Genomic DNA, 25,364 nt, shown 5'->3' with positions numbered 1-25,364 from the left:
GGCTATAGTGTCGCGGTTCATAGCCCGATCAGCGTGAACCAAGAGGCCCTTCATGGCACGCACATTGGAACAGGAAAGAGCCGCGATCGAAAAGGATGTCCGCAAGCTCGAAGAGCGGCGGCAAAGACTGGAAGAGAAGGAACGCGAGGCAGCCATTCAGGCCATCGAGAAGACCGGTCTTCTCAAACTCGAGACAAAGCGGCTGGGGAACCTTCTCGGCCGGATTCGGAGCCTCGGGATAGACGAAGTGGAAAAGCGCCTGACGGCGTGAACAGCCCCCGCCGCGAGCATGCTCGCGGCACGGACATGGAGGGCTCGATGCCCTCCATGTCCGTTCTGACCCCACAGCAAAAAAAGGGAGAGGCGCAGACGCGCCCCTCCCCATCTGTCTCAGAATTCGTCAAGCCGTCCGCCCGGCACGCTGTGGACGATCCGGTCTATGATCGTCATCGGCAGCGCGCCGTAATCGCCCTCGTCGATGGTGATGTAGCCGGCCTCCTCGTCCGCCACGACATGCTGGTCGAAGTAGCTGTGAAGCGCGCGGCGTTCGGCATTCGCGATGGCGGCGAAGAAGGCGGCGTTGTCGGCGGCGGCGCTGGTCGAGATGATCTGCATGATAGGCTCCTGTCGGTCTTGAATGACAGGAGCGGCGCGTCGGGCGGCCGAGGCCGGGTCAAGGATCGCGAAGCGACCGCGTGAGCGGCGGTGGGGGTCACGATTTTCTTCGGCGGCCGCCAACGCCGAAGGAGAAGCGCCGCGCTCGATCCGCCGAAGAAAATGGTGGGGCCCCACCGTCCTTGAGGCGGTCTCGGCCGTCCGACATAATGGGAAGTCTGTGAGAGATGTTTCCCCTCGTCGGGACGCTGCGGCAAGGCGTAGCGGCGTGCGGACCGACGGGTCCGCGCGGCACGCGAGCGAGCCGGAACGAGTTCGGCGATGGATGAGAAGAAGGGGCCGAGCGGATACCCGGCCCCGATGTCGTCAGGGATGCCGGCCGCAATGGCAAAAATGCTCATCGATGCCGCTGATCGAGCATAGGCCTGGACCGAAGCCGGCCGCCATGACCTCGGTATCGGCGATATAGCCAAGCTCGCTGGCGATCGTGATTGCCTGGGGCCGGAGCACCGGATCGAGCTTGTCGATGGCAGGCCCGAGCGCTTCTGTGAACCAGCGTTCGTACATTTGGTAGCTTCCTCCGGCGGTCTGGCGCATCATGGCTTTCGAAACGCGGCCCGCCTCGTCCCGAAACTGGGCCAGACTATCTGATTGGGCGGCTGCCGACAGCGGGTCATCTTGCGGAATGTGCGGCTGTGGTGGGCGGTGTTCGGCCGCGACCTGGTATGCCCTGCAGCAGTTCGAACAGCGGGCGCATTCATCGACCTCGTCATATTGCTCAGGATCGTAGAGCGTCGCGCAGTACGGGCAGATCGGAGCGTTGAACAGCGCCCGGAGATCGTCGGAAAGGTTGTCCATAAGAGCCTCCATCAGAATGATGCCGTGCTCCCCATCTCTCATCGATGAGGATGGGCTCAGCGGGACGCGGTGTTGAGGCGGTCAGGGACGGCATGGCCGCCGCGAAGCGGGCAGCGGGGGAACCGATTTTGTTGCCGGGTAGCGCAGCGGAGCGGCGGCAAAATCGGGGGGACCGCTGATCCTTGACGGCCGAGGAACACCCAGCGTCATGCTATGGCGATGAAGCCCCGTCTGATGCCGAGATGTGCGAACGCGTGCTTGCCTCCTGCCCGGCAAGTCGAGCGGGTAACCCGGCAGTAAATCCCCGGCGCTACTCCGGCGAACGGGGTGCCGCTTGGTTGGTCCTCGTCGCTGTGCTAGGCGCTTCGGCGTGCTGCAAAAACGGCAGCGCCGGGGCTTAAGAACCCTGTCGAGAACGGCACACGGTGTGATTTCACGCCGGGGTGCCTGCGCATATGTCCAGGAGCCTCGGCTCTAAAAGCGTAGGCGCATGTCTCGACGTGTTCTTAAGCCCCGGCTCCCGCGCCTTCGCGCGGGAGCGTTGGGCGGGAATGGCTCTCTCGTTTCCGCCTCGGCGGAGGCGAGGGGAAGTCGGATGATCAAGCCGGAAGATTTGGAGGCATCGGATCGACATTTCGTGGAGCAGGTCATGCTATCGATCCGAATGCTGCGCGGCGAAATTGGGCAAGGCGATGGTGGCGATGCGAGGATGCAGCGCGCTTATGCGCTGGTCTTGATGCGCGAGGCTCTGGGCGTGCTCGATTCGATCCGGGACACCAATTGCACCCCGCATTTGCAGATGGCGATCGACCGATTGCTGGGCGGCCCTCGCAATGATCTGTCGCGGGAAATTCATTGAAATCAGGCCCAGGCGAGGCGGGCGTCGTCCGTTCCATCGGCGCTATCCGCCAGACGCTTCAGCCGGGGCAGATACTGTTCGACGCCAAAGCGCATCGCGCGCCGTGACGTAGCCGGGTCGGCAATGCGCTCCCTGAGCTGGGAAAGGGCGATCTCTCCTACGCTCTCGGCGTCCACGCCCAAGGCTTCGAGAAGCGCATAGGCGTTGCCATAGGCAAGATCGAGTTCAAGCCCGCTATCGGATGTAAGCGCGACCCTCATGGTTATTTCGGCCGAGTTGGCGCAGTGGTGAACGCAGACCCGGCGGGCACGAAACTGCGCTTCCTCGACCACGCTGATCACCGCCGGATCATGGTCGAAGATGGCCGTCACCGTGGCCAGCGCGAGCGGGCAGACCCGGACCTCGAAACTGTCGCCGATGATGTCGTCGGGTTCGATGAGCGCGGTGCCGATTCGGTCGCCTTCGGCGCGAAGGATGCGGCGCAGCGCGGCGAGTTGGCGGGCAGTGATGACGGCAACCGGCGCGAGGGTGTCGTCGGCAGGAACGGCGATGCGAAAGAGGATGGACATGACTTTGTCTCCTTGGGCAAACCGCCACCCTTTCATCCCCCTTTTCTCTGGACGCGGCTTGATGCCGCATGGCGTTCGCCCCGGCGGAGCGCGGGGGTTCGATGCCCCCGCGCTCCGCATGTCGCGCGCAAAAGGAAGAGAGAGGCCCCGGCGGATGCCGGAGCCTCTCTCGGGCGCGGGCTCAGGCCCAGCGCTGCTGACGCTGCGGTGCCGGGCGCGGGGCCTGCTGGTCCAGCTTCACGACATGGAGCGGAACGCCGGCCTGCCGCAGCTTCTGCGCGAGGTTCATCTGGATGCCCGACCCCTCGCAGATGACCGCTTCGACCGGCTTGAGCGCCAGCAGGCGATCGTTGCGGACGAAGGCGGCCTTGGCGCCGAGACGGCGATCCAGCCGGAACAGGATGACCTTCACGCCGCGCGCTGCCGCCCAGGCCTGGGCGATCGCGTCGCAGCCTTTGGTCTGCGCGGTGGTCGCGAGGATCATTTCCGGCACGCGGGCCTTGATGGAGTCGAGACCGCGCCAGAGCATCTCGTGATCGTCCCAGACCTGACCGCCGGAGAAGGCGACGACGGGACCTTCGGGCGCGAACTGTTCGCGGCGCTCGCGGGCGCGCTCGGCGAGATAGTTGCGGGCATCGATCATCGAGGCGGTGACCCCGCTCGACACCCGGCTGCCGCGGGTCGGCGAGTAGGGACGGCCAGTCTCGACGCGATAGACTTCGGCGGCATGGTCGCGCATGCATTCCATCGCATCGCGGCACCCCTGCAGTGTCTGGCACAGCAGCTGCGCCTCCTCGAGCTGCGAGGCGTAGATCTCGCTCGGATCGAAGCTGCGGGCGAGATCTCCGAGCTCCTTGGCCGCGTCGTCCTCGCGGTCGCTGAGACGCTTGGCGACGACATGGAAGCTGTTGACGAAGCCCCAGGCGAGGTCGCTCGCGAAAGGCTCGAGCCGCGTGTCGCGAAACACGTCGAACAGCGTCGCCATCACCATTTCCACCGCTGCGCGGGCTTGCTCGGGATCGGGCATCTCGCGTTGCTCGGTCTCGTCGACGGGCGACAGCTTGGCGCGTTCGTCGTGCTCGATGAAAGCACCCTCGTAGATCGAACTCTGGCCGTGATGGCCGGTTTCGCCGGCGATGAAGCTGGCGAGGTCGGCGAAGTTCGTGAAAGACTTGGTCATGTGAGCCTCCATGGCGTTTTTGCTGTCTCATCCCCTCGGATGAGACCTGACTCAGGGCATGCGGTGGTCAGGGAGGTCAGGCACGTTAACCGGGAAGCCGGCCACAGGCCGGACCCCGGTTAACGCCGCGCCAGCGGGGAGTGGGGGAACCGATTTTGTCGGGGTTGCCGGGACGCGTCAGCGGCGCGGCGGCGCCGTCAAAATTGGGGGGGACCGCTCATGCTCGACGGACCGCCAACCCCGCATGCCACACTAGGCAGACACAAGAGAGGAATAGGGGTGTAAAACCTCACCGGCGAGAACAACCGCAAGCGGGATCGTAACCCGGACGGGCGTGCGCCGTTGTGGCGCGAAGAAGAAAGGAGTGTTCGAATGAACTGAGCTTACTGGCGTAGCTTATGCCTGACCGACTTACCGGTGCTGGTGATGAACCGGCTGAGATTCCGAAAGGGAAACGGGACCATAGCATGTCGGGGAATGGATCGAAGTCGGGTGCCGCAACCTGACGGTTGACCAACAGGCAAGGTGTGCATGGTGAAGACTGGATTGTCTGAATCCCAGATTCCAGCGGCTATCAGGTTGGCGATGGTGAACGCGGTTGTCACACCATTCCGAGCGGAGCGAGGAGCACGTCCTAGTGAATCGCTGCCAGTCCGCTCGGCGCAGCCCCGGTAAGGGGATTAAGGAAACGAACGGGGCACCTAAACACGCCGCGACTCCTCACTCGCGCAACTGCGGGATCGCCTAAACAGGACGGCTTGTTCGGACCTGCATGGCGACGGAGCCGTCATAGTAGTCAAATGCCCGGTGTAATGGCCGGGATAGCCGCCGCGAGGCGGACGGAGCAGCGGTATAAGCGGGAGTGATCCTTGTCGAAATCCGCAGCATCCGGGCGAAGGACGGCAGTTCTGTAACCTCGATGGATCAAGGGAAAGGGATTGCTGATGCAGACCGCTACTATCCTGAGACGGATCGAGACGCTTCCGGCCCTGTCGCGGGCGGGCAAGCGGATCAATGGTCTCCACCGCCTCATGCGGTACCGCTGCTTATATGAGCGGGCCTATGACAGAGTATCCCGGAATCGGGGTGCCATGACGCCGGGAGTAGACGGCCAGACCTTCGACGGCATGACGCTGGCAAGGCTTGATCGTCTGGTCGAACGCGTGGCGGATGGCCGTTACCGCCCTCGTCCAGTGCGGCGGGTCTATATCCCCAAGGGCAATGGTAAAATGCGCCCATTGGGCATCCCTACGGCGGATGATCGCATCGTTCAGGAGGCGGCGAGAATGATCCTCGCGGCGATCTATGAGCCTGTGTTCTCGAAACATAGTCATGGGTTCCGCGCGGGTCGCTCCTGCCACACGGCTCTCGAGGAGATCCGCAAAACCTGGACGGGTGCGAAATGGCTGATCGAAGTGGATGTTCGCGGGTTCTTCGACAACATCGACCATGACATCCTGCTCGGCCTCTTGGCCCGGCGCATCGATGATCCTGTGTTCATCGATCTGATCGGAACAATGCTCAAGGCAGGGTGCATGGACGAATGGAAGTTCGAACGGACCTATAGCGGCACTCCACAGGGCGGGGTCATCTCGCCCTTGCTTGCCAACATCTATCTCCATGAGCTTGACTTGTTCATGGAGGAAATGCGGGCGGGCTTCGACAAGGGCGTCAAACGGCGGGCCAATCCTGCCTATGCTGCTCAGGGCCAGCAGATCGCCGCACTTCGTAAGAAGATCGACGCAATCCGTGCCGGTGGCGCGGACGAGGCAGAAGTCCGGGCCTGTCTGGCTCGGATCGAAGCCATCAATCGGGATCGACGGAAAATATCATCCGTCGATCAAATGGACCCCAACTTCCGCCGCCTGCGCTATTGCCGCTATGCCGACGACTTCCTTGTCGGTGTGATCGGCAGCAAGGCGGACGCCGTCCGGATCATGGCCGATATACAGCACTTCCTCGCTGAGCGGCTCAATCTGGCGGTATCACCGGAGAAAACCGGGGTTCGCGATGCGTCGAAGGGATCGCCGTTCCTTGGCTTCCATGTATGCGCCTTCACGTTGCGCTCCGCCGGCACGATGGCGGGACGGCAGAAGGTCGGCGGTGGGATGCGTCGCGTCCTTCGTCGGCCAACGCGGGGGAATATCAAGCTGTGGGTGCCACGGGATCGGGTCTATGGGTTCTGCAGGCGGAAAAAGCTCGGCAACCTCGACAAGAGGAATGGCCGAGCACGTCCGCAGTTCCTCGACTCCAGTGTCGCGGAAATTATCGTTGCCTATAACTCGGAGTTCTGTGGCTTCGCCAACTATTATGCGATCGCCGACGGCGTAAAAGCGTCGCTCGACAAACTTGAGCTGGTCATGTTCAGGAGCTTGTTGGCGACGATAGCCTGTCGACGGCGTACGAGTAGAAAGCAGGTCATGAAATCCCTGAAAATGGGGGCGGACTATGGTGTCACCACCACGGTCCGGGGCAAACCGCGCGTCCACAAGGTGTGGAAGCTGAAACATCTGATCGTGAAGACGTGGGGCAATCCCATCGTCGATACCATCACGGTCGGCTCGCGCATTGCGCAGAGTTCGAACGACCTCGTTACCCGCCTCACCGCTGAAGAATGCCAAGCATGCGGCGATACCGATGGACCGTTCGAGATGCATCATCCCAACCGCCTGAAAGACAAACGGGGCGACCAACTGACACTGTGGAAACAATCGGCGCGGCGGCGCAGGACCATCGTTCTGTGCCGCAAATGTCACGTCGCACACCATGGTGGTCGGATGCCCGACAGAATGGAGAGCCGTGTGCATTGAAAGGTGCAAGCACGGTTCGGGGGGAGGCGCTGGGGCGTCCTCGAAAGAGGCGTCTCGCGCCCACCCTACGGAGACGAGGCTCAGGCCTCGGCTCCGTGAGGTTAGCCGGGGACCGCGCGCATGCGCGGGCGGCGGCTTAGCGAATAGAGCCCCGGTCCCGTCCTTCTGCCCTGGCGAAGGACGGGATGCGCCAACCATCCATGCAACCGCCCCATCCCCATGTTGCGCCATGCCGCAATCGGGAGCGCAGCGCCCCGAGATCAGGCATATGGGCAATATCCTGCGAGCCAATGCGCTCATGCCGGCAGGAACTTCGGCATCGCGGCTTCCGCCGTGCGAGGGGTGGTCACGCCGGCGCCCGGGACATGGCTGGCACCCGTCCCGGACATTCGACGTCGGCAGCGATCAGACGGGGCCGATCCAGTCCGCGGCCTCACGCCACCCAAGGATGTCGCTGCCACTGTCGGAGACGGCGTCGTTCGAAATGTCGCGCCACGGCGAGCGCGGCCGATAGGTCGGCATGTATCGAGCGGTCATCAGCTCAAAGGTGGCGCAGCTATAGCCGCTGAGGCGAATGGCAAGCACCGGCTGATTCTCCGAAGGAAGATCGAAGAAGACCGAGGTGAAGCCGGACGGAAGCGGCCGGATCGTCGCATCGATCATCGTGCGCGCCAACCGAAGCTCGAGTTCGCCGGCATCGCTGCCCCAGGGATGCGCGTCGATGTCATACAGATCGACGCTCCCGGCGGCGCGCACACAGGAGAATTCGCCCGACCAGCAACGGCTGTCCGGGTGCAGGGCCGTGACCTCGGCGGGAAGACCGGCATCGCCGGTCTCCGAGCGAAGCCAGTCGGCGAGGGCCGGCGTGAGCCGGCCCGAGAGCTTGCGCGCGCGAACCGGCGCCGCGTCGAGTTCGGGAAACTCGACGAGCCACCAGGCGAGGCGGTGATGGAGAAGGACGCCGTAGCAATGCTGTACGGCGGGTCTGGGGGCGGGCTGTGTGGCCATGAGCGGAATCCTTGCTTGAGCGGAAGGACGGGTCAGTGAACTGACCCGTCATGCGCGAAGATGGCATCGGGGCTGATCAGCTGGTGCTCGCCGGCGACCAGCGACCAGGCCGCGGCGAGGTCGTCGTAATATTCGCTGTCGACGATCGCATCGGCACTCGCTTCGCCGAACTGGGCTTGTTCGAACGCGCGGACGTGGGCCGCGTCGGCGGCTTCGGCAATCGCCTGGGCGAGGCGTGCGGCGATCTCGTAGCGGTTGAGGCGGTCTGCCGCACGCCGGATGCGGTCGACCATGGCGGGGTTCGTGGTCTCGATGCCGTGGGCAATGCCGGCGATCTCATCGAAGGTGGCGAGATGGAACATTGTGCTCTCCGTGGAAATGAGGAGGGCGGCCGCTGACGGCCGCCCGTCAGGGATCAGAGGAACTCGATTTCCTCGGCGACGATGTCGGTGTTGTAGTAGGTGCGCCCATCGCGCTCGTTGCGGCTGTAGCGGATCTCGCCGACGACCATCAGCTTGTCGCCTTTCTTCTTGTGGTTGGCGACCGACTTGCCGAGGCCGTTGAAGGCCTTCACCGTGTGGAACTCGTCGTAGGTCTCGGTGTAGCCGTTGTCGTCCTTCTGGACCTGGCCGTCCTTGATCACCGGCTTGGAGGTGACGAGGCTGAAGCTGACGCCGCCCTTGCTGTCGGTGCCGAAGCGGCTGATGTCAGAGGTGATGCGGCCTGAGAGAAAAACCTTGTTCATGGTCGTGTACCTTTCGCGTGTCCGTCAGCGGGCCGACCCCGCTGGGATGAACAGTCGCGAAAGCCCGTGAACGAGGGAGCGCCGCACCGGAGCGCCAGCGACGGGGAACCTGCGATTTTTCGGGTGGTGCGGGCAGAGGCCGCCAGGCCTCAACACGGCCGCAAAATCGGGGGTTGCGACGGTCCCGCACGGGCGTAGCGTTCATCCCGACAAGCGGGTGGCCGGATGGCGGACAGGAGACGGGGACGCACCGACTGTGGAAGGCTCGATCCCGGCCGCTTGCCCTCAACCAGCGCGGCCGATGGCCGGGCGATGGGCCTCCTGCTTTGCCCGGTCGCGGGCTCCGGTCAAGGCGGCCGCCAGTGGGCGCGGTGTGCGCCGACCGCCTCGATGATCCCGCGGGCCGCCTGCAGCCGGAGGCCGGGCCACATTCCAGAGACGATGAGATTGGCCGGCGGGTCCGTCCCGGGCGAGCGCGCCGGATCCCGCGCTTCGGCAGGAAGGGCGCCGCTGATCGCAGCCGTCACGGCGGCAGGTGATCACCGGTGCTGCGGTGGGGACTGTCACGGCCGCCGGATGGGAACCGGGAAGGTTCGGCTGTAACGGGGCGGATATCGAAGCCGAGCCAGGTGAAATGATTATACTGGTCGATGACCACTGACGTGCCGTGCGCGAGCCGGCGGGATCGCCAACGGCGTCGGGAATGGCCAGCTCCTGGCCCGCCTTGTCGCTCTTCGTGGCGATCGCGGCCGTGAAAGCGCGCTGACTCTGCACAGCGATCACAATGACTGGACGTGTCTTGATGCCCTCGTCCCGACCGGCCTACTGGTCACGGGTGAAGAGATAGACACAGTGGAGGATGTCGCCGACCTTAAGGAGCGGCGTCATCGTTCCAAACGTCCTGTCCTATTTCTTCGGCGGAGGGCTTCGCGGCCTCGAAAAGATCCCGATGCGCGTCGGGCATTTGATCGGCATCGGCGGCGTTAAGATCGAACACCGCAAGAATCTGTCCAGCGGCGAGCCGTTCGAAATAGGCGGCCTCGACAATAGTGATGTCTGGACGCCCATGTTTTGTGACGGTGATTGGTTCTCGCTGGCTGATATCCGGATATTGACCGGTATGATTGTGGAAGGCCGTCCGCGGAACTTTCTTCTTCGTTGTCGACCGCAAGGTTTCCGCATTCATGGCACGGTCCAGGCGGAATAATCGGCATATACCAAATATGGCAATTTTAGTAAGTTCGAGAAATACCGCCGCCAAACAAGAACAGGGTCCGCTTCGCGTGAAACGAAGCGGACCCTGCGGGAATCGTGCCCGGCCTGGAGGCGCGGGACCGGGCACGACGGGGGGATTTCAGCTGACGGTTTCGGGTTCCTCCACCTGTTCGGCCGTACGCTGACGACGCTGACGCCGGCCGCCTTCGGGCTGTTCGCCACCAAAGGCGTGCTCTGCCGACGACTGGCCGAGGCCGGCCTCGGCGCCCTGGGCCGGCGCGCCGGCGGTTTCGCCTTCGCCGGGCAGCGGCGGCAGCGCGTCATCGGCCTTGCGCGCCATCTCCGAGGCGAGGTCGCGCCGCCGCGTCGGACGCGACCAGACCACGTTGTAGCTGCCGTCCTCCTGGCGGAACGCGGAAATGTAAAGCGGCGCCGCCAGGCTCGGATCCTCGATCTTCCCGTTGAGGAACGCCTCGCCCGTGCCGTTCGAGAACAGCTCGAACAGCGCCCCAACCTGCACCCACGCCCGCGATGCCGACAGCGCCAGCACCTCGAACTTCGGCGCCTTCGGATTGGCCGAGTGCACCTCGCGCAGCGCAATCGTCATCGCAATCGTCAGCGTCTCGATCTTGCCGACGAAAATACCGCCTTCATTCTGCTTGATCGAACCAATGTTCATGGAAAGTCTCCTGGATGATGGTCTCGAACACTGTGTCCGGGACACCGTCCTTCCTCCCCCTCCTCTCCTCGGCCGTTCGGCCGAGCCAGCGCGCAAGCGCCATAGCCGAGGCCCGCGTCCGCGGCCTCGGGACGATCCGGTCGATCCATGGATCGATCCGAACAGCCCCCGCCTGGTCCCGGCCTGATCAACCCCACCCCCGACGCCAATCGTCGGGCAGCAGATCAGACGCAGGAGATGATCGGCCATCGCGAAACGCTCGCGCGTCAGGCCGCTGGCTTTGGCGAGTTGGCTCCAGGATGCCGGAATTCGACTGGGCTTCTTCCGTGCGCAGCTATTCCGCAGGACCGCAATCTGGGATGGTGGCCCGTCAACGGCGGACAGTCGCGTTCAGGCGTAGTGCGGCCGGACCTCGGGAAAGGCCGGGGGCGCCGTCCATTCGAAGACGATGGCAGTATAACGGCCGCCATCATAAAGGACGGAATCGACGCGGCGACGATGACGCTGTAGCCGTTCGAGCAGGCGGTTGGCGCGGTCAGCCAACTGGATGGCCCGCGCTTCGGTCGGCGCCAGCGCGAGAAGGCGGGCCAACTCGCCGGTGTCGTACCACCAGCCACCCTCTTCTGCTCCACCATAGGCGCGGTCAATCTCATAAAGGGCGATGATGTAGCGCATGTGCGGCTCCTTCAGTTGAGTGGGGCCGGGAGCGCCAGCCATTCGGGCTGGTCGTCGGCAATGGGCGGATCGAAGTTCGCGGCCTCGGCCTCGGAAAACACCGTGGCGCCAGCAAGCGAGCCGAAGCCCGAATGGCTGTTCCAGAAGAGCAGGCCGGCCTCTGCGTCGCGCGTGACAAGGACGTATCCGTCGACACCTTCGTGGTGACCGCGCGCGATAGCGCGATCGAGGAGCCGGGACGAACCTGCGAACTCGAGCCCGTCTTCGCGGATGACGACATAGCCGCCGCCGAACTCACCGGGGCGCAGGCGATCGCAATCGAGCGCATATTCGAAGCCAAACGGCAGAGCCGATTTCGCGGTCGCCTGGATCAGCAGCGCGGCGGTTTCGACATCGACCTGGTCGCCGTAGAACCAGACCTTGCAACGGCCTGACCCATCGGACGGATCGACCTGCAGCGAGAAGCTGAGGCGTGGATAATCGAGATCGCTGAAGATCGCGCGAAATCCACCGAAGGGATCGGCCTCGATCGACGGGAAGCACGACGTGAAGGATTCGCCGAGCGCGGCATAAGCTGCGGCAAGTTCATCCTGCTCGAAACCAGAATCATCGAGAATTCCTGTAGCATCTTCGATCTGGCGCAGGACTTCGGCCTCGGCCTCGGTAACGGTGAGCACAAAGCTCGCTTTGACGAAATGGTTGGCCATGTTCGCTCCTCGCGAAAAATAGGTTCGGGACAGTCAGGTCTCCGGCCTCGGAGACATGTCCTGCCCCTTCCCCCTTCCCTGCTCCTCTTTGCGTGCGCGAAGCGCAGATGCGGCGAGGCGCGCGGAGGAGAGCCTCGGTCTCGGTCAGTGGCTTACAGAAGGCGTGGGCACCGTCAGCGAGTCCAAGCGTATCGCCGACACCAGCACGTCGGGAGACAAGGCCTGCGGCGCGCCGGGGAAGGTTTTGCTCATTCTGGCCGCTCATCCGATAATTTCTGGAAACTTTCACAATTTGGAAGTATGAGGAAATTCATGTCATCCTTGGCACAGCAGATCACGGCAGCAGGGCTGGCCGACCATATCCTGAGCGAACGCCAGCTTGGGCGGTTGCTGGGCGGCGGGGATGCGCGGCGCTACGGCCTCGTAAACCGTGCCCTCAAGGATGGCTCCCTGCTTCGGGTGAAGCGCGGCACATATCTTCTGGGGCGAGACTATCGCAGCCAAACCGTACATCCCTTCGCCATTGCCCAGAGTCTCGTACCAGGCAGCTATATCTCGCTCGAAAGCGCGCTGACCTGGCATGGCTGGATTCCCGAAGCGGTTTTCACCACCGCCAGCGTGACACCGGGACGCAAAACGCTGCACTTCGACACGCCGGACTTCGGGGCGTTCAGCTTCCACCCTCTCGCCATTGCCGATTATCGGTTCCTGATCGGCGTTGATCGGGTCCAGATGGGCAAACTCACCGCCTTCGTCGCCCAGCCTTTGCGGGCGCTGATGGACTTGGTTGCCCTGCGCAAGGAACAATGGAGCGGGGTCGAATGGCTGACCCATGGCATGCGGATCGACCCGGACAGGCTCGTCTCGCTTCGACGAAAGGATTTCGCCAAGCTCAGATCCACCTACAAGCACAAGGCCGAGAACGCCTTTCTCGCCGCGCTCGAATACGCCGTCATGGCCCGAAAGGCTTCCAATCATGATTGACATCATCCAGGAAAAGCTGCGCAGCTACGATGCGGCCAACGCCCTCGAAGAGGAAAATGCCGTCAAGGAAATCCTCCAGGAGATCGCGCTTTACGCCCTGTGGCGCGGCGATTTCTTCGATGTCGCCCTGTTTCAGGGAGGCACCTCGCTGCGTATCCTTCATGGCCTGCCGCGTTTTTCAGAAGACCTCGATTTCCTCCTCCGCGCGCCCGATCCGGATTTCGATTGGTCGCCTTATCTCACGGTTCTGGTCGACGTGTTCGGCCAGTTCGGCCTGAAGCTCGACGCGCGGCCCAAGGCGAAAATGGACAGCGCGATCCGCCAGGCGCTCCTCAAGAATGATTCGATCGCCAGCCAGCTCGACCTTATCTTTGCCGGGACAGGCAAGCCCCGGACGATCCGCATCAAGTTGGAAATCGATGTCAATCCCCCCGCCGGCTCCGGCGAAGATGCCACCTATCTCGATTTTCCGGCCGACTATGAAGTGCGACATCAGGATCTGCCGTCCAACTTCGCGCTCAAGATCCATGCGCTGCTCTGCCGGGGCTTCCTCAAAGGTAGGGACTGGTACGATTTCTCCTGGTATGTCGCAAAGGGAACTGCCCCCAATCTGCCGCTCCTGCGCGCGGCGCTGATTCAAGCCGGACCGTGGGCTGGTGACGAGAGCATTGCCGTCAATATGCCCTGGCTGAAGGACGCGCTGGGCAGCACGATCGCCGGTCTCGACTGGAAAGCGGCGGCCGAAGATGTGCGCCGCTTCCTGCGTCCGGCTGAACTCAAATCGATCGACCTGTGGAGCGAGCGCTTCTTCATGGCGAAGCTGGACCGGCTGGTTCCGCCCCCCGGACAGAATGCGAATGCATGATTGCCCGTCGCCAGGGCAAGCGCTCGACGCCTGACTCAAGACCTATGGAACCGTGCGCGATGGCAACTCGGGTCATCTCCTGCCCGAGCAACAGTAGGAGATCGATAACGAGCGGGTTGCTCTGCACGTTGGAAAACTTCTAGTCGCCGAAATCCCGCCAGCGGCCGACCAGTTCGATCATCTCGGCCTTGCAGCCGAAGGCATCCGGATAGATCGCGCCTTCATGTTGACCGAGGAAACCGACGATCGTCGTGATGTGGGTCGCGATCGTCGCGTCGACGCCGAACAGATCGGCGATAGGAAAGTGCCCGCAATCCTCGCCGTTCCACCAGGCCAGAAGGAAGTTTGCGACCCGGCGTGATTGGCCGGTGTCGGATCGGGCAATTGCGATGAGACGATCGAGGGCGTTGTCTGCGGCGGCCTTGCTGAAGGGTCCCTGATCCATGAGATCAGGCTACAGCAGCGTTGGGTGCGGGTGAACCGGAAATAGCAGGATCCAGCCCCGGCGAGCCGGCGGGATTGCCGCGCAACATCCAGGGCATCGGCTGGATGAGCCGTGCCCAGTCGGCGAAAGACGGAATGCGCCCCAGATCTTCGGTGACGTGCGCCTCCCCGATCAGACGCACCGGCACCTGACGTCCGTCGCTGTTGCGAACGGTCACGCCAAAAATCGTCTCGAGCAGGAAAATCCCCTCGGCATGGTGCCTGAGCGCCCGGTGGCGCGGATCAGCGATGATCTTCTTGGATTCATCGAACCATTGATGAAGGGCGATATAGTCGCCCGGCACGCCGCCCCAGCGGCGCGCCGAGCTGAGCGCATGAAAATAGCAGTGAGACATGGATCACAGCTCCGTCTCGGTGGTGTCGTAGTCGATGAACCGGGCATTATGCGTGATGGTCACGCCTCCCGAGGCGACATCGATGACGATCTCTCCGTAGGCGCCCTCGCCATTTTCCCAGCCACCATGATGGTCGCAGACGGCATTTTCAGCAAAAGACGACAGGGCGTCCTCCAGTTGCAATGCGGAACTGCGAACGTTTCCACCATAGTCGACGGCGTAATGGTCGCACAGCACCGAAGGCAATTCCCGGACAGACTGGCCGCCATAGGCGGTGACATCGCCCATCATGCCTTCATCACCGCCACCATCATAGCTGATGTCGACGCGTGTGATACCATGCTCCCGCAGGATAGGCAGGAACGCGCTCTTGCAGCGCGCTTCGACACGCCGGACGGCGGCGGCATGCTCTGCGATCTCGGCCTCGATACGAGCCTGAATGGCGGCCTGGTCGGAGGTAAGTTGCGTCGGTATCATACTGGTGTCTCCTCAAGCGAGCGGTTCGCGGCCTCGGCGCAGCGAGGGTAGGCGGCGGCGAGATTGCGATGAAGGATCTCGAAGTCGGGAATGGGGAACCGTCCCAACGGGTCGGGCCGCGTCGCGAGCAACGCACCCATGACGATGTCGTCGATACGGTCCCGGTCGACCGCGGGGGCACGGCCGTCGTCGTAGCGGACCGGCGGCGCGAAACCGGCTTCGACCCAGCTGGCGAGACCGTCCTGGGCGGCCTCGACATAGGCCGCGACCGAGGGATCGCGACGATAAGCGCCCGCATCGACCTTGAGACCGAGCGTGCGATAGATGCCGAAGTCGTGCCGGTTGGTGATAAAGACGAGGGCACACCCGTCCGGGGGCGGGCCGAAGCGGGCGATGACGGCGGCCCGATAGGCGGCGACCTCAAGCCGGTTGAGGCGCTCGAAGTCGGGGGTGTGGCCGAGCTGCGCGCAATCCTCGTGTCCGGGCGCGCCGCCGAGGTCGATGATGTCGGACATGGCCTTCTCCTGTTGCGTGAACACAAAGGCACACCCCCCTCCTCTCTCCGGCCATGAGGTCAATGGACGGCAAAGGCCCCCCGATCCGCTATGGAGCTGAAGGTCATCTCAAGGGTTAGGGTCGATCGCGAAGCGTGTGGCGGCGGCCCGCCGCTGGAGCGAGCCGATGCGCTAGACGAAAGCCATGCGGTGATTGCCCGGCATCCGGTCAATGAAGGTCGGCGATCCAGTTCTCGACTTTGAGTGCGCGTATCCGCGAGAAGTCTGTGATATTCGCGGTCACCAGCACCGCTTCCAGGGCATAGGCATGGGCAGCGATGAACCAGTCATTTGGCCCGATAGGCTTGCCGGCTGCTTCCAGCTCTGCGCGAATACCGGCATATTCAGTGTCGGCGGGGACATCGAGGGCAAGGATCTGGAGGCTGTCCAGAATGGCCTCGATCTGCGCCAGCAGCCGCGGCGAACCCGCTCTGGCGCAGCCGTAGCGGAGTTCCGCCGCGGTGATGATGCTGACACAGATCGCATCCGGGCCCACTTCGGCGATGCGTGCGGCAACCGATCCTTGCGGATTGCGGGCAAGCTCGGAGACGGTATTGGTGTCGAGCATATAGAGCCCGCTCACAGGTCGATGGCCTTTATCGGGAGCAATGTGTCCTCGACATCGGGAAACTGATCATCGGGCCCGAGCGGCTGCAGGGATGCGAGGACTTCCAGAAGATTCTTGCGGCGTACCGGTTCGATAATGAGGCGGTCGCCATCGCGATGGATCATCACGCGGTCACCCGGAAGTTCGAAATCGGCAGGGATGCGCAGAGCCTGACTCTTGTTGTTCCGGAACAGTTTGGCTTCTCGTGGAGGGACGGAAACTGCTTTTTTCCGGGCCATATCGACCTCCTTTGCATATGCATGAACATATGCATTGTACTGGGGAAATGTCAAGATTGTAGCCCATGCCGGGTGTTGCCGTACCTGCGCGGCGACAACTACGATGGCCGGTTGAGCGGCGACTATGATGGCCGGTAGGATCGGTTGTCTGGTCTGATCGTAGGGAGGGGCGCAGCCCCGACCGGAGAGCGGACCAGACAACCGGTGGCGATCTTTTTCCCCTTCTTTCGGGGGGCAGATCGGGGCTGTGGCGGGCGGTGGTATCGGAACACTCATCGAACAACGAGCGATGGGTTTGCGATGCCGGGCCACCACATTTCCGATCAGCAGGTATTTCTCTTCATGACCCATCGTCGCCAACACACCCAGGCCGTCGCGGCTGCCAAGGCCGGTATCAGCGAACGCAGCGCACGCCGGATCGAGAACGATCCGCAGCTTCCGTCCCAGAAGAAGAAGGAGCGCCACTGGCGCACCCGCGCCGATCCGCTCGAGCCATTCTGGCCACGTATAGAGGAGTTGCTCCAGATCGACGGTATCATTGCCGTCACGGTCTTCGAGACGCTCCAGGACGAGTTCGGCGAGGATGCTGTTCCCGATGCGATACGACGAACACTGGAACGCCGGATCGCCCGCTGGCGGGCACTGCACGGCGGCGAGAAGGAGATCTTCTTCCCGCAGCATCATGAGCCCGGTCGGCAGGGCCTGTCGGATTTCACGGTATGCGACAGTCTCAAGGTCACTGTTGCCGGCGAGACCCTGGCCTATCGCCTCTACCACTTCCGCTTGGCGGCGAGTGGCTGGGAGCATGCGGCTGTCGTGCTGGGCGGGGAGAGCTTTGCCGCCCTTTCGGAGCACCTGCAGGATGCGTTGTGGAAGCTGGGCGGTGCGCCGGCCGAACACCGCAGCGATTCCCTGTCAGCCGCCTACAAAAACCTCAACGCCGATGCGCAGCGGGATTTCACCCGAAGCTATGACGAGCTGTGTCGTCATTACGGCATGCTTGCTACCCGCAACAACCGCGGCGAGGCGCACGAGAACGGATCGATCGAAGGTCCCCATGCCCATCTCAAGCGACGGCTCGATCAGGCCTTACGCCGGCGGGGCAGCCGCGATTTCGTTAGCATCGAGGCCTGGCGCGAGTTCGTTGAGGCGCAGGTCGCCAGACAGAACCGGCGACATGCTGCGCGCATCGATGCAGAACGCAGGGTACTCAAGGCGCTGCCCGCAAGGCGAACCACCGATTTCGCCATGGTCACCGTCGATGTCACCCGCAACGGCACCGTCGCCATCGATCGGGTTACCTATTCGGTGCCTTCCCGCCTCGTCGGACGGCGCCTCAACGCGCATCTCTTTGACGATCGCATCGAGCTCTTCCTCGGTCCAGACAGGGTAATGTCCACGCCGCGTGTGCGGATCAGTCATCCCCACCGGGGGCATAGCATCGATTTCCGGCACATGATCGGTAACCTGCGCCGCAAGCCCGGTGCACTGCGCAACCTCGTCTACCGCGAAGCCCTCTTCCCCGATCACGCCTACCGGCGGGCCTGGCAAGCCTTCGATGCCCAACTCGATGGACGGCAGGCCTGCCGCGATGCCGTCGCGCTGCTCGATATCGCCGCCAGGGGCGACTGTGTCGACGTGCTGGCCCGGCGGATCGATGAGGCTCTCGACAGCGGGCGCTTGCCCGATGTCGATGCGCTCAGGGACGAGTTCCTGCCAACCGCAAGATCGCAGCGCGATGTCGCTATCCCGCCACCCGATCTGCACAGCTACAACAGCCTGATCGCCAGCGGGGAGGTGCACTGATGACCCGCACCAAGGATCAGGCCGCCGCCGTACTGCCTACCCTGCTCAAGGCCTTGCGCCTGCCGAGCATCAACCGCAACTGGAAGCACCTCACCGACACCGCCGATCGCGATGGCTGGCCGGCCGCCAACCTGCTGGCCTCGCTTCTCGAGATCGAGATGGCTGATCGCTCCTCCCGGCGCATCCAGCGCCATCGCGACCAGTCCGGCTTGCCCGCAGGCAAGACCTTCGCCACCTTCGATTTCGACGCCGCCCCCGGCATCCGCAAACCGCACCTCTTGTCCCTCGCCGCCGGTGACGACTGGATCGAGAACGGCGGCAACCTGCTGCTGTTCGGCCAGAGCGGGACCGGCAAGACGCACGCAGTTGCCGCCATTGGCCATGCCCTCATCGACACGGGGCGGCGCGTCCTGTTCTGCTCCACCACCGACATGGTCCAGAAGCTCCAGTCCGCGCGCCGCGACCTCAGCTTGCCCGCCATGCTCGACAAGCTCGACAAGTTCGATCTCATCGTGCTCGACGATCTGTCCTACGTCCGCAAGGACCAGGTCGAAACCAGCGCCTTGTTCGAGCTCATCGCCCACCGCTACGAACGCCACTCGCTCGCCATTACCGCCAACCAGCCATTTTCGGCATGGGACAACGTCTTCCCTGATCCCGCCATGGCTGTCGCCGCGATCGACCGCCTCGTGCACCACTCGACCATCATCGAGATGAACGGCGAAAGCTACCGCAAGCGTTCCGCCGTCGCCCGCATCAACGCCGGCGATTACGACCCGCCCAATGGCGCCCCGGACCGGCCATCATAATTGTCGCTGGCTTCGCGCTCGGGAGCACCCTTGCTGAGGCAACGGGTAATTGTCGCCAGCGGCAATTACATGCCAACCATCCCATGCGCTTCAAACCCTCGCTTCCGGCCAGCGCCAGCGACAATTACCCAGCGTCGTAATTGTCGCTCGACGGTTGCTCCTCGCAACAGCAAATGGTAGCCAGAATTCACCAACCGGCGCGGCCACCTATCGGCCATCAAAATTGACGCCGACCGGACTCCGTAATCGTCGCGCTACAGCCGCGAAACTCGTTTGCCGCACTCGGTATGCTTTGTTCGTGCAGAAGGGAGCGTACGCGCTCGACCAGATGGGCAGATCCCGGAGCCGGGTAACGCATCTCGTAAAGTGCGTCAGGAAAGCCACCGAAATCATGAATTGTAGTGTGTCGGTCGAGGCCGTTGAGGGTCACAACACTCTCTTCCCAGTGCGCCGATATGATCAGGATCGCGGTCGGTCGAAAGGGGAGAAGCGCGGGCAGAGATTCGAGGAACGACCGCGCCGGACTGTCGCCAAGCGCAAGGCTTGGAGCACCGTGGCTAATGAATATGCTTGGGAGCATCGATTGAACCGCCAGAAGAGAGTTTATACGGGGATGGCATTACGGGCTGCGGGCGGAGAGCAGCTTCAGGTGATCGCAGGGTTGATAACGGTCCCAGGAAGCGGTGTCGGCTTCAATGCGTAGAGCCCATCGCCGATCAGAGCCTGGACTATGAGGGTGAGCGCCCAGAAGGCAGGAAATTCCCAACCCCCATTGGGATTGTTGAAGAAGAAGCCGGCGCCGGCATGCACCGTTGCAATCGCGCCGAGCAGGATTGGGATAAGGCCCAGCGCCACGATGCGCGGATAGATGCCGAGGAGCAGTGCAATTCCGCCAAGCGTTTCCGCTGTCATCACCAGATAAGCGATGAACCCTGGTACGCCGACCGACTCGAAGAATTGCGCCGTTCCGGCCGGCGTGAACACGAAGATCTTCATGCCTGCATGTGCGAGGAAGAGGCCGCCAAGGGCGGCACGCAGCACCGTGGCACCGATCATTCCGGTGTGGACTTTCATAGCATCGCTCCATCGACGCGACCGATGACAAAGGCATTGCCGTCGGTTGCGATGTCTGTCGCCGTGGAGTTCCGAACTGGATTTGCTCGGCTAGCTCTTAGCGGCGGGCGGAGCCGTCTCCGCCGATGCCGTGACAGGTAATCTGCTTCCCACCTCGCGATAATCTGCAAAAATGTGCGGCGTTATCACACCGCCAGTGTGAACCGAAGCGAGCGATCAGTTCCTGTCGGTTGTCTGATCGATGCGTCGCTGCCACGGTGGGGTGCCAGCAAAACGCTTGATAAGGAAATCAATGAAGACGCGCACCTTCGCGGGGAGATGCTCGTTCGGAGGGTACACTGCGTAGATGTTGCCGAGATCGAACGGAGGATGGTCGAGTTCGAGAATTTCGAGCCGACCATCTGCAACGGCATCGGCAACGATGAATGTGGGCTGGTAGACGATCCCCATACCGGCAATGGCCGCTGCGACAAGTGCGTCGCCGTTGCCGGCGCGAAGCGGCCCCGAGACAGGCACCTTGATATCGCCGTTGCTTCCAAAACTCCACGAACTGGGTCCGACAGCGTGGGACAGGGTGTAGCCAAGGCAGCGATGATCGCCGAGATCGATTACCGTCTTGGGGCGTCCGTGTTTTCTGAGATATGCCGGCGATGCGCAGACCGCCATGTGACAAGGCGCGAGACGGCGCGCAATCATGGGCGAGTCCTGTAGTCGTCCGATACGTATGGCGAGATCCCATCCTTCCTCCACGAGATCGACAAGACGATCGTTCACGCCAAGATCGATTGTCAGGTCTGGGTGAGCTTTGGAAAGGTCGTTCAAAATGGGCGCGATTTCGCTTGTGCCTGTGGACCGGCGTGCAAAAGGGACCCCGTTAGCGGGGTGATCGGCGTCTAAATGGGACCCCTCATTCTGGTGGTGTAGTTGACTGCCTGGTTTTCCAGGTGGTGAGATCGGGATGTTGGTGGTGGAGACGGTTGTTCGGATTCGGCGGGAGCACGCGAGCGGGAAGGCGATCAAGGCGATTGCGCGGGATCTGCGGCTGTCTCGCAAGGTAGTGCGCAAGGCGATCCGGGCGCCGGAAGGCGCGTTCGATTATCGCCGCACGGTTCAGCCGCTGCCCCGGCTTGGTCCGTTCCAGGAGCGGCTTGATACGCTGCTGGCGGAGAACGAGGTCCGGCACCGGCGTGATCGGCTGCGCATGACCCGGATCCATGATCTGCTGTGCCGTGAGGGGTTCGAGGGATCCTACGACGCGGTCCGGCGCTACGCCCGGCGCTGGACGGAAGCGAGGCGCAAGGATGCGGGTGATGGGGCGCCCGCGTTCATCCCGCTCATGTTCAAGCCCGGCGAGGCCTACCAGTTCGACTGGAGCCACGAGGATGTGGAGATCGCGGGCAAGCCGATGCGAGTGAAGGTGGCGCAGATGCGGCTGTGTGCGTCGCGGGCTGTCTACGTCCGGGCCTATCCGCGCGAGACGCAGGAGATGGTGTTCGACGCCCATGCCCGGGGCTTTGCCTTTTTTGGCGGCGTTCCCCTGCGCGGCATCTACGATAACATGAAGACCGCGGTCACCACCGTGTTCGTCGGCAAGGAGCGCGTGTTCAACCGCCGCTTTCTGGTCATGGCCGATCATTACATGGTCGAGCCGACCGCTTGCTCGCCGGCGGCGGGATGGGAGAAGGGTCAGGTCGAACACCAAGTCCAGACGATCCGGGGCCGGTTCTTCCAGCCTCGCCTGCGCTTTGCCAGCATCGAGGAGCTCAACGGGTGGCTGGAGGCCGAGTGCCTGCGCTGGGCCGCAACGCACGCGCATCCCGAGCAGAAGGAGCTGACCGTTGCCGAGGCGCTGGCTCTCGAACGGCCAGCCCTGCAGCCGATGCTGGCGCCCTTCGACGGCTTCCACGAGACCGCCCATGCCGTGACCGGCACGTGCCTGATCAGCTTCGACCGCAACCGCTACTCGGTCATGGCCAAGGCTGCGCGGCGGGCCGTCCAGGTCCGCGCCTATGCCGACCGCATTGTCGTGCGCCTCGGCGACGAGGTCATCGCCGAACATGCCCGGCACTTCGGCCGTGACCGGACGATCTATGATCCCTGGCATTACCTGCCCGTTCTGGCGAACAAGCCCGGCGCTTTGCGGAACGGCGCGCCCTTCCAGGGGTGGGACCTGCCACCGGCACTAACGCGGTTGCGGCGCAAGCTGGGCGGCGGTGATGAAGCCGACCGCCGCTTTGTGCGCGTGCTGGCAGCCGTAATGACCGATGGTCTGGAAGCGGTCGAGGCCGCGATCCGGGAGGCGCTCGATAACGGGGCCGTCAGCGACGAGGTGATCCTCAACATCCTGGCCCGATACCGGGACCCGCCATCCGAGCGCCCTTTGGACGTGGTCGTTGATCTCAAGCTCAGCCACCCGCCGGTTGCGGACTGTGCGCGCTATGACACAGTGCGAGGCCTCCATGCAACGGCATGAGATGATCGAGGCGATGCGAGCGCTCGGGCTCAAGGGCATGGCAGGGGCCTTCGACGAGGCGGTCACCACCGGGTTGCAGCGCAAGCGCACGACCAACGAGATCCTGACCGACCTGCTGCGGGCAGAAGCGGCGCATCGTCATGCCGCCTCGATCCGCTATCGCATGACCGCGGCCAAGCTGCCTGTAATCAAGGACCTCGATGCCTTCGTGTTCGAGGGCACCCCTATCAACGAAGGGCTGGTGCGTTCCCTGCACGCAGGTTCGTTCCTGCCCGGTCGCCGCAACATCGTGCTCATCGGCGGCACAGGGACGGGCAAGACCCATCTGGCCACCGCAGTCACCGCCAGCGTCGTGCGTGCCGGTGCCCGTGGGCGCTACTTCAACACGGTCGATCTCGTCACCCGGCTCGAGGAAGAGGCGCGCATCGGCAAAGCCGGATCCATCGCCGCCCAGCTCAGCCGGCTTGATCTCGTGGTGCTCGATGAACTGGGTTATCTGCCGTTCGCCCGATCCGGCGGGCAGCTCTTGTTCCACCTGATCAGCAAGCTCTACGAGCAGACCTCGGTCATCATCACCACCAACCTCGCCTTCGGCGAGTGGCCCACCGTGTTCGGCGACCCGAAGATGACCACCGCGCTGCTCGACCGCATCACCCACCATTGCGACATCGTCGAGACCGGCAACGACAGCTGGCGCTTCAAAAACCGCAGCTGACCCAATCAGAAAAACGCCTTCGCGCTGCTGACGCCTCCGGTCGGGCTACGCCCTCCCTACGCCGCCAGCAGCGCGAAACCCGCGCCCAACATCGATCGATCTATGCAACGCTAACGGGGTCCCTTTTGCGCGCCGATAGGGGGGCCCGATTGAACGCCGATTGACACCGGAGCATCGACGATGTCGATCTTGGCCGCCCAGTGGCGATCCTTTTCCGCGACCGTTGGAAGGAGCGACGCGACAGTCACGCCATGGAAGTTGATGCTCGGGCTGAAATGCCGGTGAAGATAGTTGCGATAGATGCCGATGCGGACGCCGTCCTGCTCGATGATCGTCTCTGCGCCCTTCAGCCAGTCCTCGCGGAGTAGATCCTGGCCGTCGAGCCGAACCGGAAGCGGGCAATAACGCGCGGCGCTTTGTGCAATAGTCTCGAGTGACTTGAGCCATTGCGCGTCAATCGGCACCCGGATCTCGGTTCCGAACGGGTGGGTGCAGGGCGCAACGGCGATGGGCGCGCCGGACTCCCAATCGCCTGAAGCGATGCGGATCGACCAGCCCTCGCCAGTCGAGCGCGGGCAGGAGCGAATCTCGACATCGCGACCGGCAAGGCTGAACACGCCCATGCCGGCAGGATCCTCCCGCCGCGCGATCTCGTCACCCCAACCCGACCGACCGAGGGCGAGAATGACCGATGGATCCTCGATCCCGGCGCCATCGTCGGCAATGGCGAGAAACGCAGTCCCATCGGCGTCGATGACCTTGAGGTCGACCGCGCTCGCACCCGCCCGGCGTGCGTTCTGGATAAGCTCGGAGAGAATATCGCCGAGCGTGTTATTGAAGAGGCGGGTGACTCTGGTGACGGCGGCAGGATCGACCTGGCTGTTGATCGTGGCGGGAAGGGACATCTGGGGCTCCTCGACAAGTGGAAATTCTCCGCCTGCAGTCCCCCTCCCCTTTTCCCGGACCGCCGAAGGGCGCGATCGAAGCCCTCAATAATCCTCGGCGAGCATGATCGTGAGCACGCGCCGCGTGAGCGATGCGTCCGCTGGATCTTCCGATCCGAATTCGAGGGCGGGATCATAATAGTCGATCTTGAAGAAGATGCGTTCGCCCCGAAGATCGAAGGCGCCGAAGTCTCGTTCCGGGCCGTCGCCGGGGCCAAAGTCATACCGGCGGACGGCGGCGAGGAGTTCAGCCTGGGCAATGATTTCACGAACCGCGTCTTCTTCGCCTGCGAGACGAGCGAGGCAGGCGCGGGTCACGACAAGGCGAGCGGTCGGATCGAAACCCTGGCGGCAACGGTCGTTCAAACGGGCGATCTGTTCTGTAACGGAGATGGTCATGCTGCCTCCTTCAGGCCGGCGTTGAACTGCTCGAGCCACTCCGCCATGGCCGGACGGTCGGGGAGCGGGACATGGGCCGCCACATCCTGGAACCGGATGAGGTCGGCAGGCGCGTCGTGGATGATCGCGTCGATGTCGGCGGCCGGCAGCAACTCTTCGGCGCGGATGAAATCGGTCATGCGCCCGGGCCGCGTGCGCGTCGAGCGGCGCCACAGGCCTTCGACGGTCCTGAGACGCGGGGCCGCTCTCGCCTCGACCAGCACGATGAGGCGCAGACACCAGGACGGAAGGGCGCGAACTTCGTCCGGCTTCATCGCCCCGCAGATGAAGCAGCTCGATTTTGGCGGGACGGGAAGCTGAGCGGCTTCGATCCGGGCGATGCAGGCCGCGCGATCCCAGCCCCATTCGCGCAGTGGGTAGCGGCATTCGAAAAGATCGCTCGTGATGGTCGAGGCATGGGTATAGCGCCGCGTGTCAGCCGGCGATGCGTCGTAGCCGATAAGGCGAACGACCTTCTGGCCGCGCGCCCAGGCGTCCTTGGCCGGTTCCCACTGCTTGAGAAAGGCGTCCTGCGGGGCGACCTTCCATTTGAGCGAGCATTAGGTCTGGACGGGCCTGTCTCCTTTGCCTCACAAAGCCCGCATTTCCAGCGTTCCTCA

Annotated in this window: 31 protein-coding genes and 1 pseudogene; 9 read left to right on the top strand and 23 right to left on the bottom strand. The window is 63.4% G+C overall.

The genetic code is table 11. The features are described 5' to 3' along the window. The first annotated feature begins 52 nt into the window (after window positions 1–52). On the top strand, window positions 53–271 hold the full coding sequence (locus K426_RS01750) for a hypothetical protein (protein WP_020818471.1): 219 nt from the start codon (window positions 53–55) through the stop codon (window positions 269–271). Window positions 272–390: 119 nt separating this feature from the next. Here the strand turns inward: K426_RS01750 and K426_RS01745 are convergent, their stop codons facing one another. Next, the gene (locus K426_RS01745) at window positions 391–615 is read right to left on the bottom strand and encodes a hypothetical protein (protein ID WP_020818470.1); all 225 of its coding nucleotides are present in this window, start codon (window positions 613–615) and stop codon (window positions 391–393) included. A 366-nt stretch (window positions 616–981) separates the two neighbouring features. Then, a complete protein-coding gene (locus K426_RS01740) occupies window positions 982–1,473 on the bottom strand; it encodes a hypothetical protein (RefSeq protein WP_020818469.1) in 492 nt (163 codons plus the stop codon). Window positions 1,474–2,068: 595 nt separating this feature from the next. On the opposite strand from K426_RS01740, the gene K426_RS01735 reads away from it, so the two are divergent. Further along, window positions 2,069–2,332 (top strand): hypothetical protein, encoded by a 264-nt coding sequence (locus K426_RS01735; RefSeq protein WP_015460598.1) that lies wholly within the window; start codon window positions 2,069–2,071, stop codon window positions 2,330–2,332. A 2-nt stretch (window positions 2,333–2,334) separates the two neighbouring features. Here the strand turns inward: K426_RS01735 and K426_RS01730 are convergent, their stop codons facing one another. Together K426_RS01730 and K426_RS01725 are read right to left on the bottom strand one after the other, a co-directional pair. Next, a complete protein-coding gene (locus K426_RS01730) occupies window positions 2,335–2,901 on the bottom strand; it encodes a hypothetical protein (RefSeq protein ID WP_020818468.1) in 567 nt (188 codons plus the stop codon). A 181-nt stretch (window positions 2,902–3,082) separates the two neighbouring features. Beyond that, window positions 3,083–4,081, bottom strand: coding sequence for a DUF2493 domain-containing protein (locus K426_RS01725; RefSeq protein ID WP_020818467.1), 999 nt, complete (start codon window positions 4,079–4,081; stop codon window positions 3,083–3,085). A 944-nt stretch (window positions 4,082–5,025) separates the two neighbouring features. On the opposite strand from K426_RS01725, the gene K426_RS01720 reads away from it, so the two are divergent. Then, window positions 5,026–6,891, top strand: coding sequence for a reverse transcriptase/maturase family protein (locus K426_RS01720; protein WP_066553268.1), 1,866 nt, complete (start codon window positions 5,026–5,028; stop codon window positions 6,889–6,891). A 405-nt stretch (window positions 6,892–7,296) separates the two neighbouring features. On the opposite strand, the gene K426_RS01715 is transcribed toward K426_RS01720, so the two are convergent. The 7 genes from K426_RS01715 to K426_RS01680 all read right to left on the bottom strand — a co-directional run bounded on the left by K426_RS01715 (window position 7,297) and on the right by K426_RS01680 (window position 11,920). Beyond that, window positions 7,297–7,899 carry a hypothetical protein gene (locus K426_RS01715; RefSeq protein ID WP_020818466.1) on the bottom strand — a complete coding sequence of 201 codons (603 nt, stop codon included), beginning with the start codon at window positions 7,897–7,899 and terminating at the stop codon, window positions 7,297–7,299. Window positions 7,900–7,931: 32 nt separating this feature from the next. Further along, window positions 7,932–8,261: a hypothetical protein gene (locus K426_RS01710; RefSeq protein WP_020818465.1), complete on the bottom strand. Its 330-nt coding sequence runs from the start codon at window positions 8,259–8,261 to the stop codon at window positions 7,932–7,934. A 53-nt stretch (window positions 8,262–8,314) separates the two neighbouring features. After that, window positions 8,315–8,644, bottom strand: a complete 330-nt coding sequence (locus tag K426_RS01705) for a single-stranded DNA-binding protein (RefSeq protein WP_007015553.1) — start codon at window positions 8,642–8,644, stop codon at window positions 8,315–8,317. An 871-nt stretch (window positions 8,645–9,515) separates the two neighbouring features. Further along, the gene (locus K426_RS01695; RefSeq protein WP_031297199.1) at window positions 9,516–9,830 is read right to left on the bottom strand and encodes a type II toxin-antitoxin system prevent-host-death family antitoxin; all 315 of its coding nucleotides are present in this window, start codon (window positions 9,828–9,830) and stop codon (window positions 9,516–9,518) included. A gap of 168 nt (window positions 9,831–9,998) precedes the next feature. Next, window positions 9,999–10,538 carry a DUF736 domain-containing protein gene (locus K426_RS01690; RefSeq protein ID WP_015460591.1) on the bottom strand — a complete coding sequence of 180 codons (540 nt, stop codon included), beginning with the start codon at window positions 10,536–10,538 and terminating at the stop codon, window positions 9,999–10,001. Window positions 10,539–10,928: 390 nt separating this feature from the next. After that, window positions 10,929–11,213 (bottom strand): hypothetical protein, encoded by a 285-nt coding sequence (locus K426_RS01685; protein WP_015460590.1) that lies wholly within the window; start codon window positions 11,211–11,213, stop codon window positions 10,929–10,931. Window positions 11,214–11,224: 11 nt separating this feature from the next. Next, the gene (locus K426_RS01680) at window positions 11,225–11,920 is read right to left on the bottom strand and encodes a hypothetical protein (RefSeq protein ID WP_015460589.1); all 696 of its coding nucleotides are present in this window, start codon (window positions 11,918–11,920) and stop codon (window positions 11,225–11,227) included. A gap of 312 nt (window positions 11,921–12,232) precedes the next feature. On the opposite strand from K426_RS01680, the gene K426_RS01670 reads away from it, so the two are divergent. Both K426_RS01670 and K426_RS01665 read left to right on the top strand, forming a co-directional pair. Further along, window positions 12,233–12,904 carry a type IV toxin-antitoxin system AbiEi family antitoxin domain-containing protein gene (locus K426_RS01670; RefSeq protein WP_020818773.1) on the top strand — a complete coding sequence of 224 codons (672 nt, stop codon included), beginning with the start codon at window positions 12,233–12,235 and terminating at the stop codon, window positions 12,902–12,904. Beyond that, window positions 12,897–13,769 (top strand): nucleotidyl transferase AbiEii/AbiGii toxin family protein, encoded by an 873-nt coding sequence (locus K426_RS01665; RefSeq protein ID WP_015460587.1) that lies wholly within the window; start codon window positions 12,897–12,899, stop codon window positions 13,767–13,769. The genes K426_RS01670 and K426_RS01665 overlap by 8 nt, the downstream gene beginning before the upstream one ends. Before the next feature lie 139 nt (window positions 13,770–13,908). On the opposite strand, the gene K426_RS01660 is transcribed toward K426_RS01665, so the two are convergent. From K426_RS01660 to K426_RS01635, 6 genes are all read right to left on the bottom strand, one after another. Next, complete coding sequence (locus K426_RS01660; protein ID WP_015460586.1) at window positions 13,909–14,214, bottom strand: DUF7673 family protein; 306 nt, start codon at window positions 14,212–14,214, stop codon at window positions 13,909–13,911. Window positions 14,215–14,218: 4 nt separating this feature from the next. Further along, a complete protein-coding gene (locus K426_RS01655; protein ID WP_015460585.1) occupies window positions 14,219–14,608 on the bottom strand; it encodes a DUF6915 family protein in 390 nt (129 codons plus the stop codon). 3 nt (window positions 14,609–14,611) lie between these two features. Further along, window positions 14,612–15,085, bottom strand: coding sequence for a DUF6878 family protein (locus K426_RS01650; RefSeq protein WP_015460584.1), 474 nt, complete (start codon window positions 15,083–15,085; stop codon window positions 14,612–14,614). Further along, window positions 15,082–15,600, bottom strand: a complete 519-nt coding sequence (locus tag K426_RS01645; protein ID WP_020818772.1) for a hypothetical protein — start codon at window positions 15,598–15,600, stop codon at window positions 15,082–15,084. Before K426_RS01645 ends, K426_RS01650 begins: the two co-directional genes overlap by 4 nt. Before the next feature lie 208 nt (window positions 15,601–15,808). Continuing rightward, window positions 15,809–16,207 carry a type II toxin-antitoxin system VapC family toxin gene (locus K426_RS01640; protein ID WP_197672744.1) on the bottom strand — a complete coding sequence of 133 codons (399 nt, stop codon included), beginning with the start codon at window positions 16,205–16,207 and terminating at the stop codon, window positions 15,809–15,811. Between the two features lie 11 nt (window positions 16,208–16,218). Further along, window positions 16,219–16,485, bottom strand: a complete 267-nt coding sequence (locus K426_RS01635; protein ID WP_020818770.1) for an antitoxin — start codon at window positions 16,483–16,485, stop codon at window positions 16,219–16,221. A gap of 300 nt (window positions 16,486–16,785) precedes the next feature. Here K426_RS01635 and istA (K426_RS01630) point away from each other — a divergent pair, with 300 nt between their 5' ends. Next, window positions 16,786–18,291 (top strand): IS21 family transposase, encoded by a 1,506-nt coding sequence (gene istA / locus K426_RS01630; RefSeq protein WP_020818759.1) that lies wholly within the window; start codon window positions 16,786–16,788, stop codon window positions 18,289–18,291. Next, on the top strand, window positions 18,291–19,100 hold the full coding sequence (gene istB / locus K426_RS01625; protein WP_020818758.1) for an IS21-like element helper ATPase IstB: 810 nt from the start codon (window positions 18,291–18,293) through the stop codon (window positions 19,098–19,100). The genes istA (K426_RS01630) and istB (K426_RS01625) overlap by 1 nt, the downstream gene beginning before the upstream one ends. A 217-nt stretch (window positions 19,101–19,317) precedes the next feature. On the opposite strand, the gene K426_RS32990 is transcribed toward istB (K426_RS01625), so the two are convergent. The 3 genes from K426_RS32990 to K426_RS01615 form a co-directional block, all read right to left on the bottom strand. Beyond that, a complete protein-coding gene (locus K426_RS32990) occupies window positions 19,318–19,680 on the bottom strand; it encodes a dioxygenase family protein (protein WP_062121841.1) in 363 nt (120 codons plus the stop codon). Between the two features lie 65 nt (window positions 19,681–19,745). Continuing rightward, window positions 19,746–20,174, bottom strand: a complete 429-nt coding sequence (locus K426_RS01620) for a DoxX family protein (protein ID WP_021222964.1) — start codon at window positions 20,172–20,174, stop codon at window positions 19,746–19,748. 216 nt (window positions 20,175–20,390) lie between these two features. Beyond that, window positions 20,391–21,194, bottom strand: a complete 804-nt coding sequence (locus K426_RS01615) for a substrate binding domain-containing protein (protein ID WP_257721805.1) — start codon at window positions 21,192–21,194, stop codon at window positions 20,391–20,393. On the opposite strand from K426_RS01615, the gene istA (K426_RS01610) reads away from it, so the two are divergent. Both istA (K426_RS01610) and istB (K426_RS01605) read left to right on the top strand, forming a co-directional pair. Then, on the top strand, window positions 21,133–22,647 hold the full coding sequence (gene istA, locus K426_RS01610) for an IS21 family transposase (protein WP_061939592.1): 1,515 nt from the start codon (window positions 21,133–21,135) through the stop codon (window positions 22,645–22,647). The genes K426_RS01615 and istA (K426_RS01610) overlap by 62 nt on opposite strands. Next, window positions 22,634–23,362, top strand: a complete 729-nt coding sequence (gene istB, locus K426_RS01605) for an IS21-like element helper ATPase IstB (RefSeq protein WP_061939590.1) — start codon at window positions 22,634–22,636, stop codon at window positions 23,360–23,362. The genes istA (K426_RS01610) and istB (K426_RS01605) overlap by 14 nt, the downstream gene beginning before the upstream one ends. A 110-nt stretch (window positions 23,363–23,472) precedes the next feature. Here istB (K426_RS01605) and K426_RS01600 read toward each other — a convergent pair whose 3' ends face one another. From K426_RS01600 to K426_RS32300, 3 genes and pseudogenes are all read right to left on the bottom strand, one after another. Beyond that, a complete protein-coding gene (locus tag K426_RS01600; RefSeq protein ID WP_066553265.1) occupies window positions 23,473–24,267 on the bottom strand; it encodes an ATP-binding protein in 795 nt (264 codons plus the stop codon). An 84-nt stretch (window positions 24,268–24,351) separates the two neighbouring features. Then, window positions 24,352–24,705, bottom strand: coding sequence for a DUF3768 domain-containing protein (locus tag K426_RS01595; RefSeq protein WP_020818778.1), 354 nt, complete (start codon window positions 24,703–24,705; stop codon window positions 24,352–24,354). Next, window positions 24,702–25,304, bottom strand: a pseudogene (locus tag K426_RS32300) (hypothetical protein); the annotation flags it as partial. The gene K426_RS01595 and the pseudogene K426_RS32300, both read right to left, overlap by 4 nt. Window positions 25,305–25,364: the final 60 nt, after the last annotated feature.

Source organism: Sphingobium sp. TKS (assembly GCF_001563265.1).
Classification (GTDB): Bacteria; Pseudomonadota; Alphaproteobacteria; order Sphingomonadales; family Sphingomonadaceae; genus Sphingobium.
Note: the sequence above shows the minus strand (reverse complement) of the source record. Positions and strands in the feature narration are given on the sequence as shown.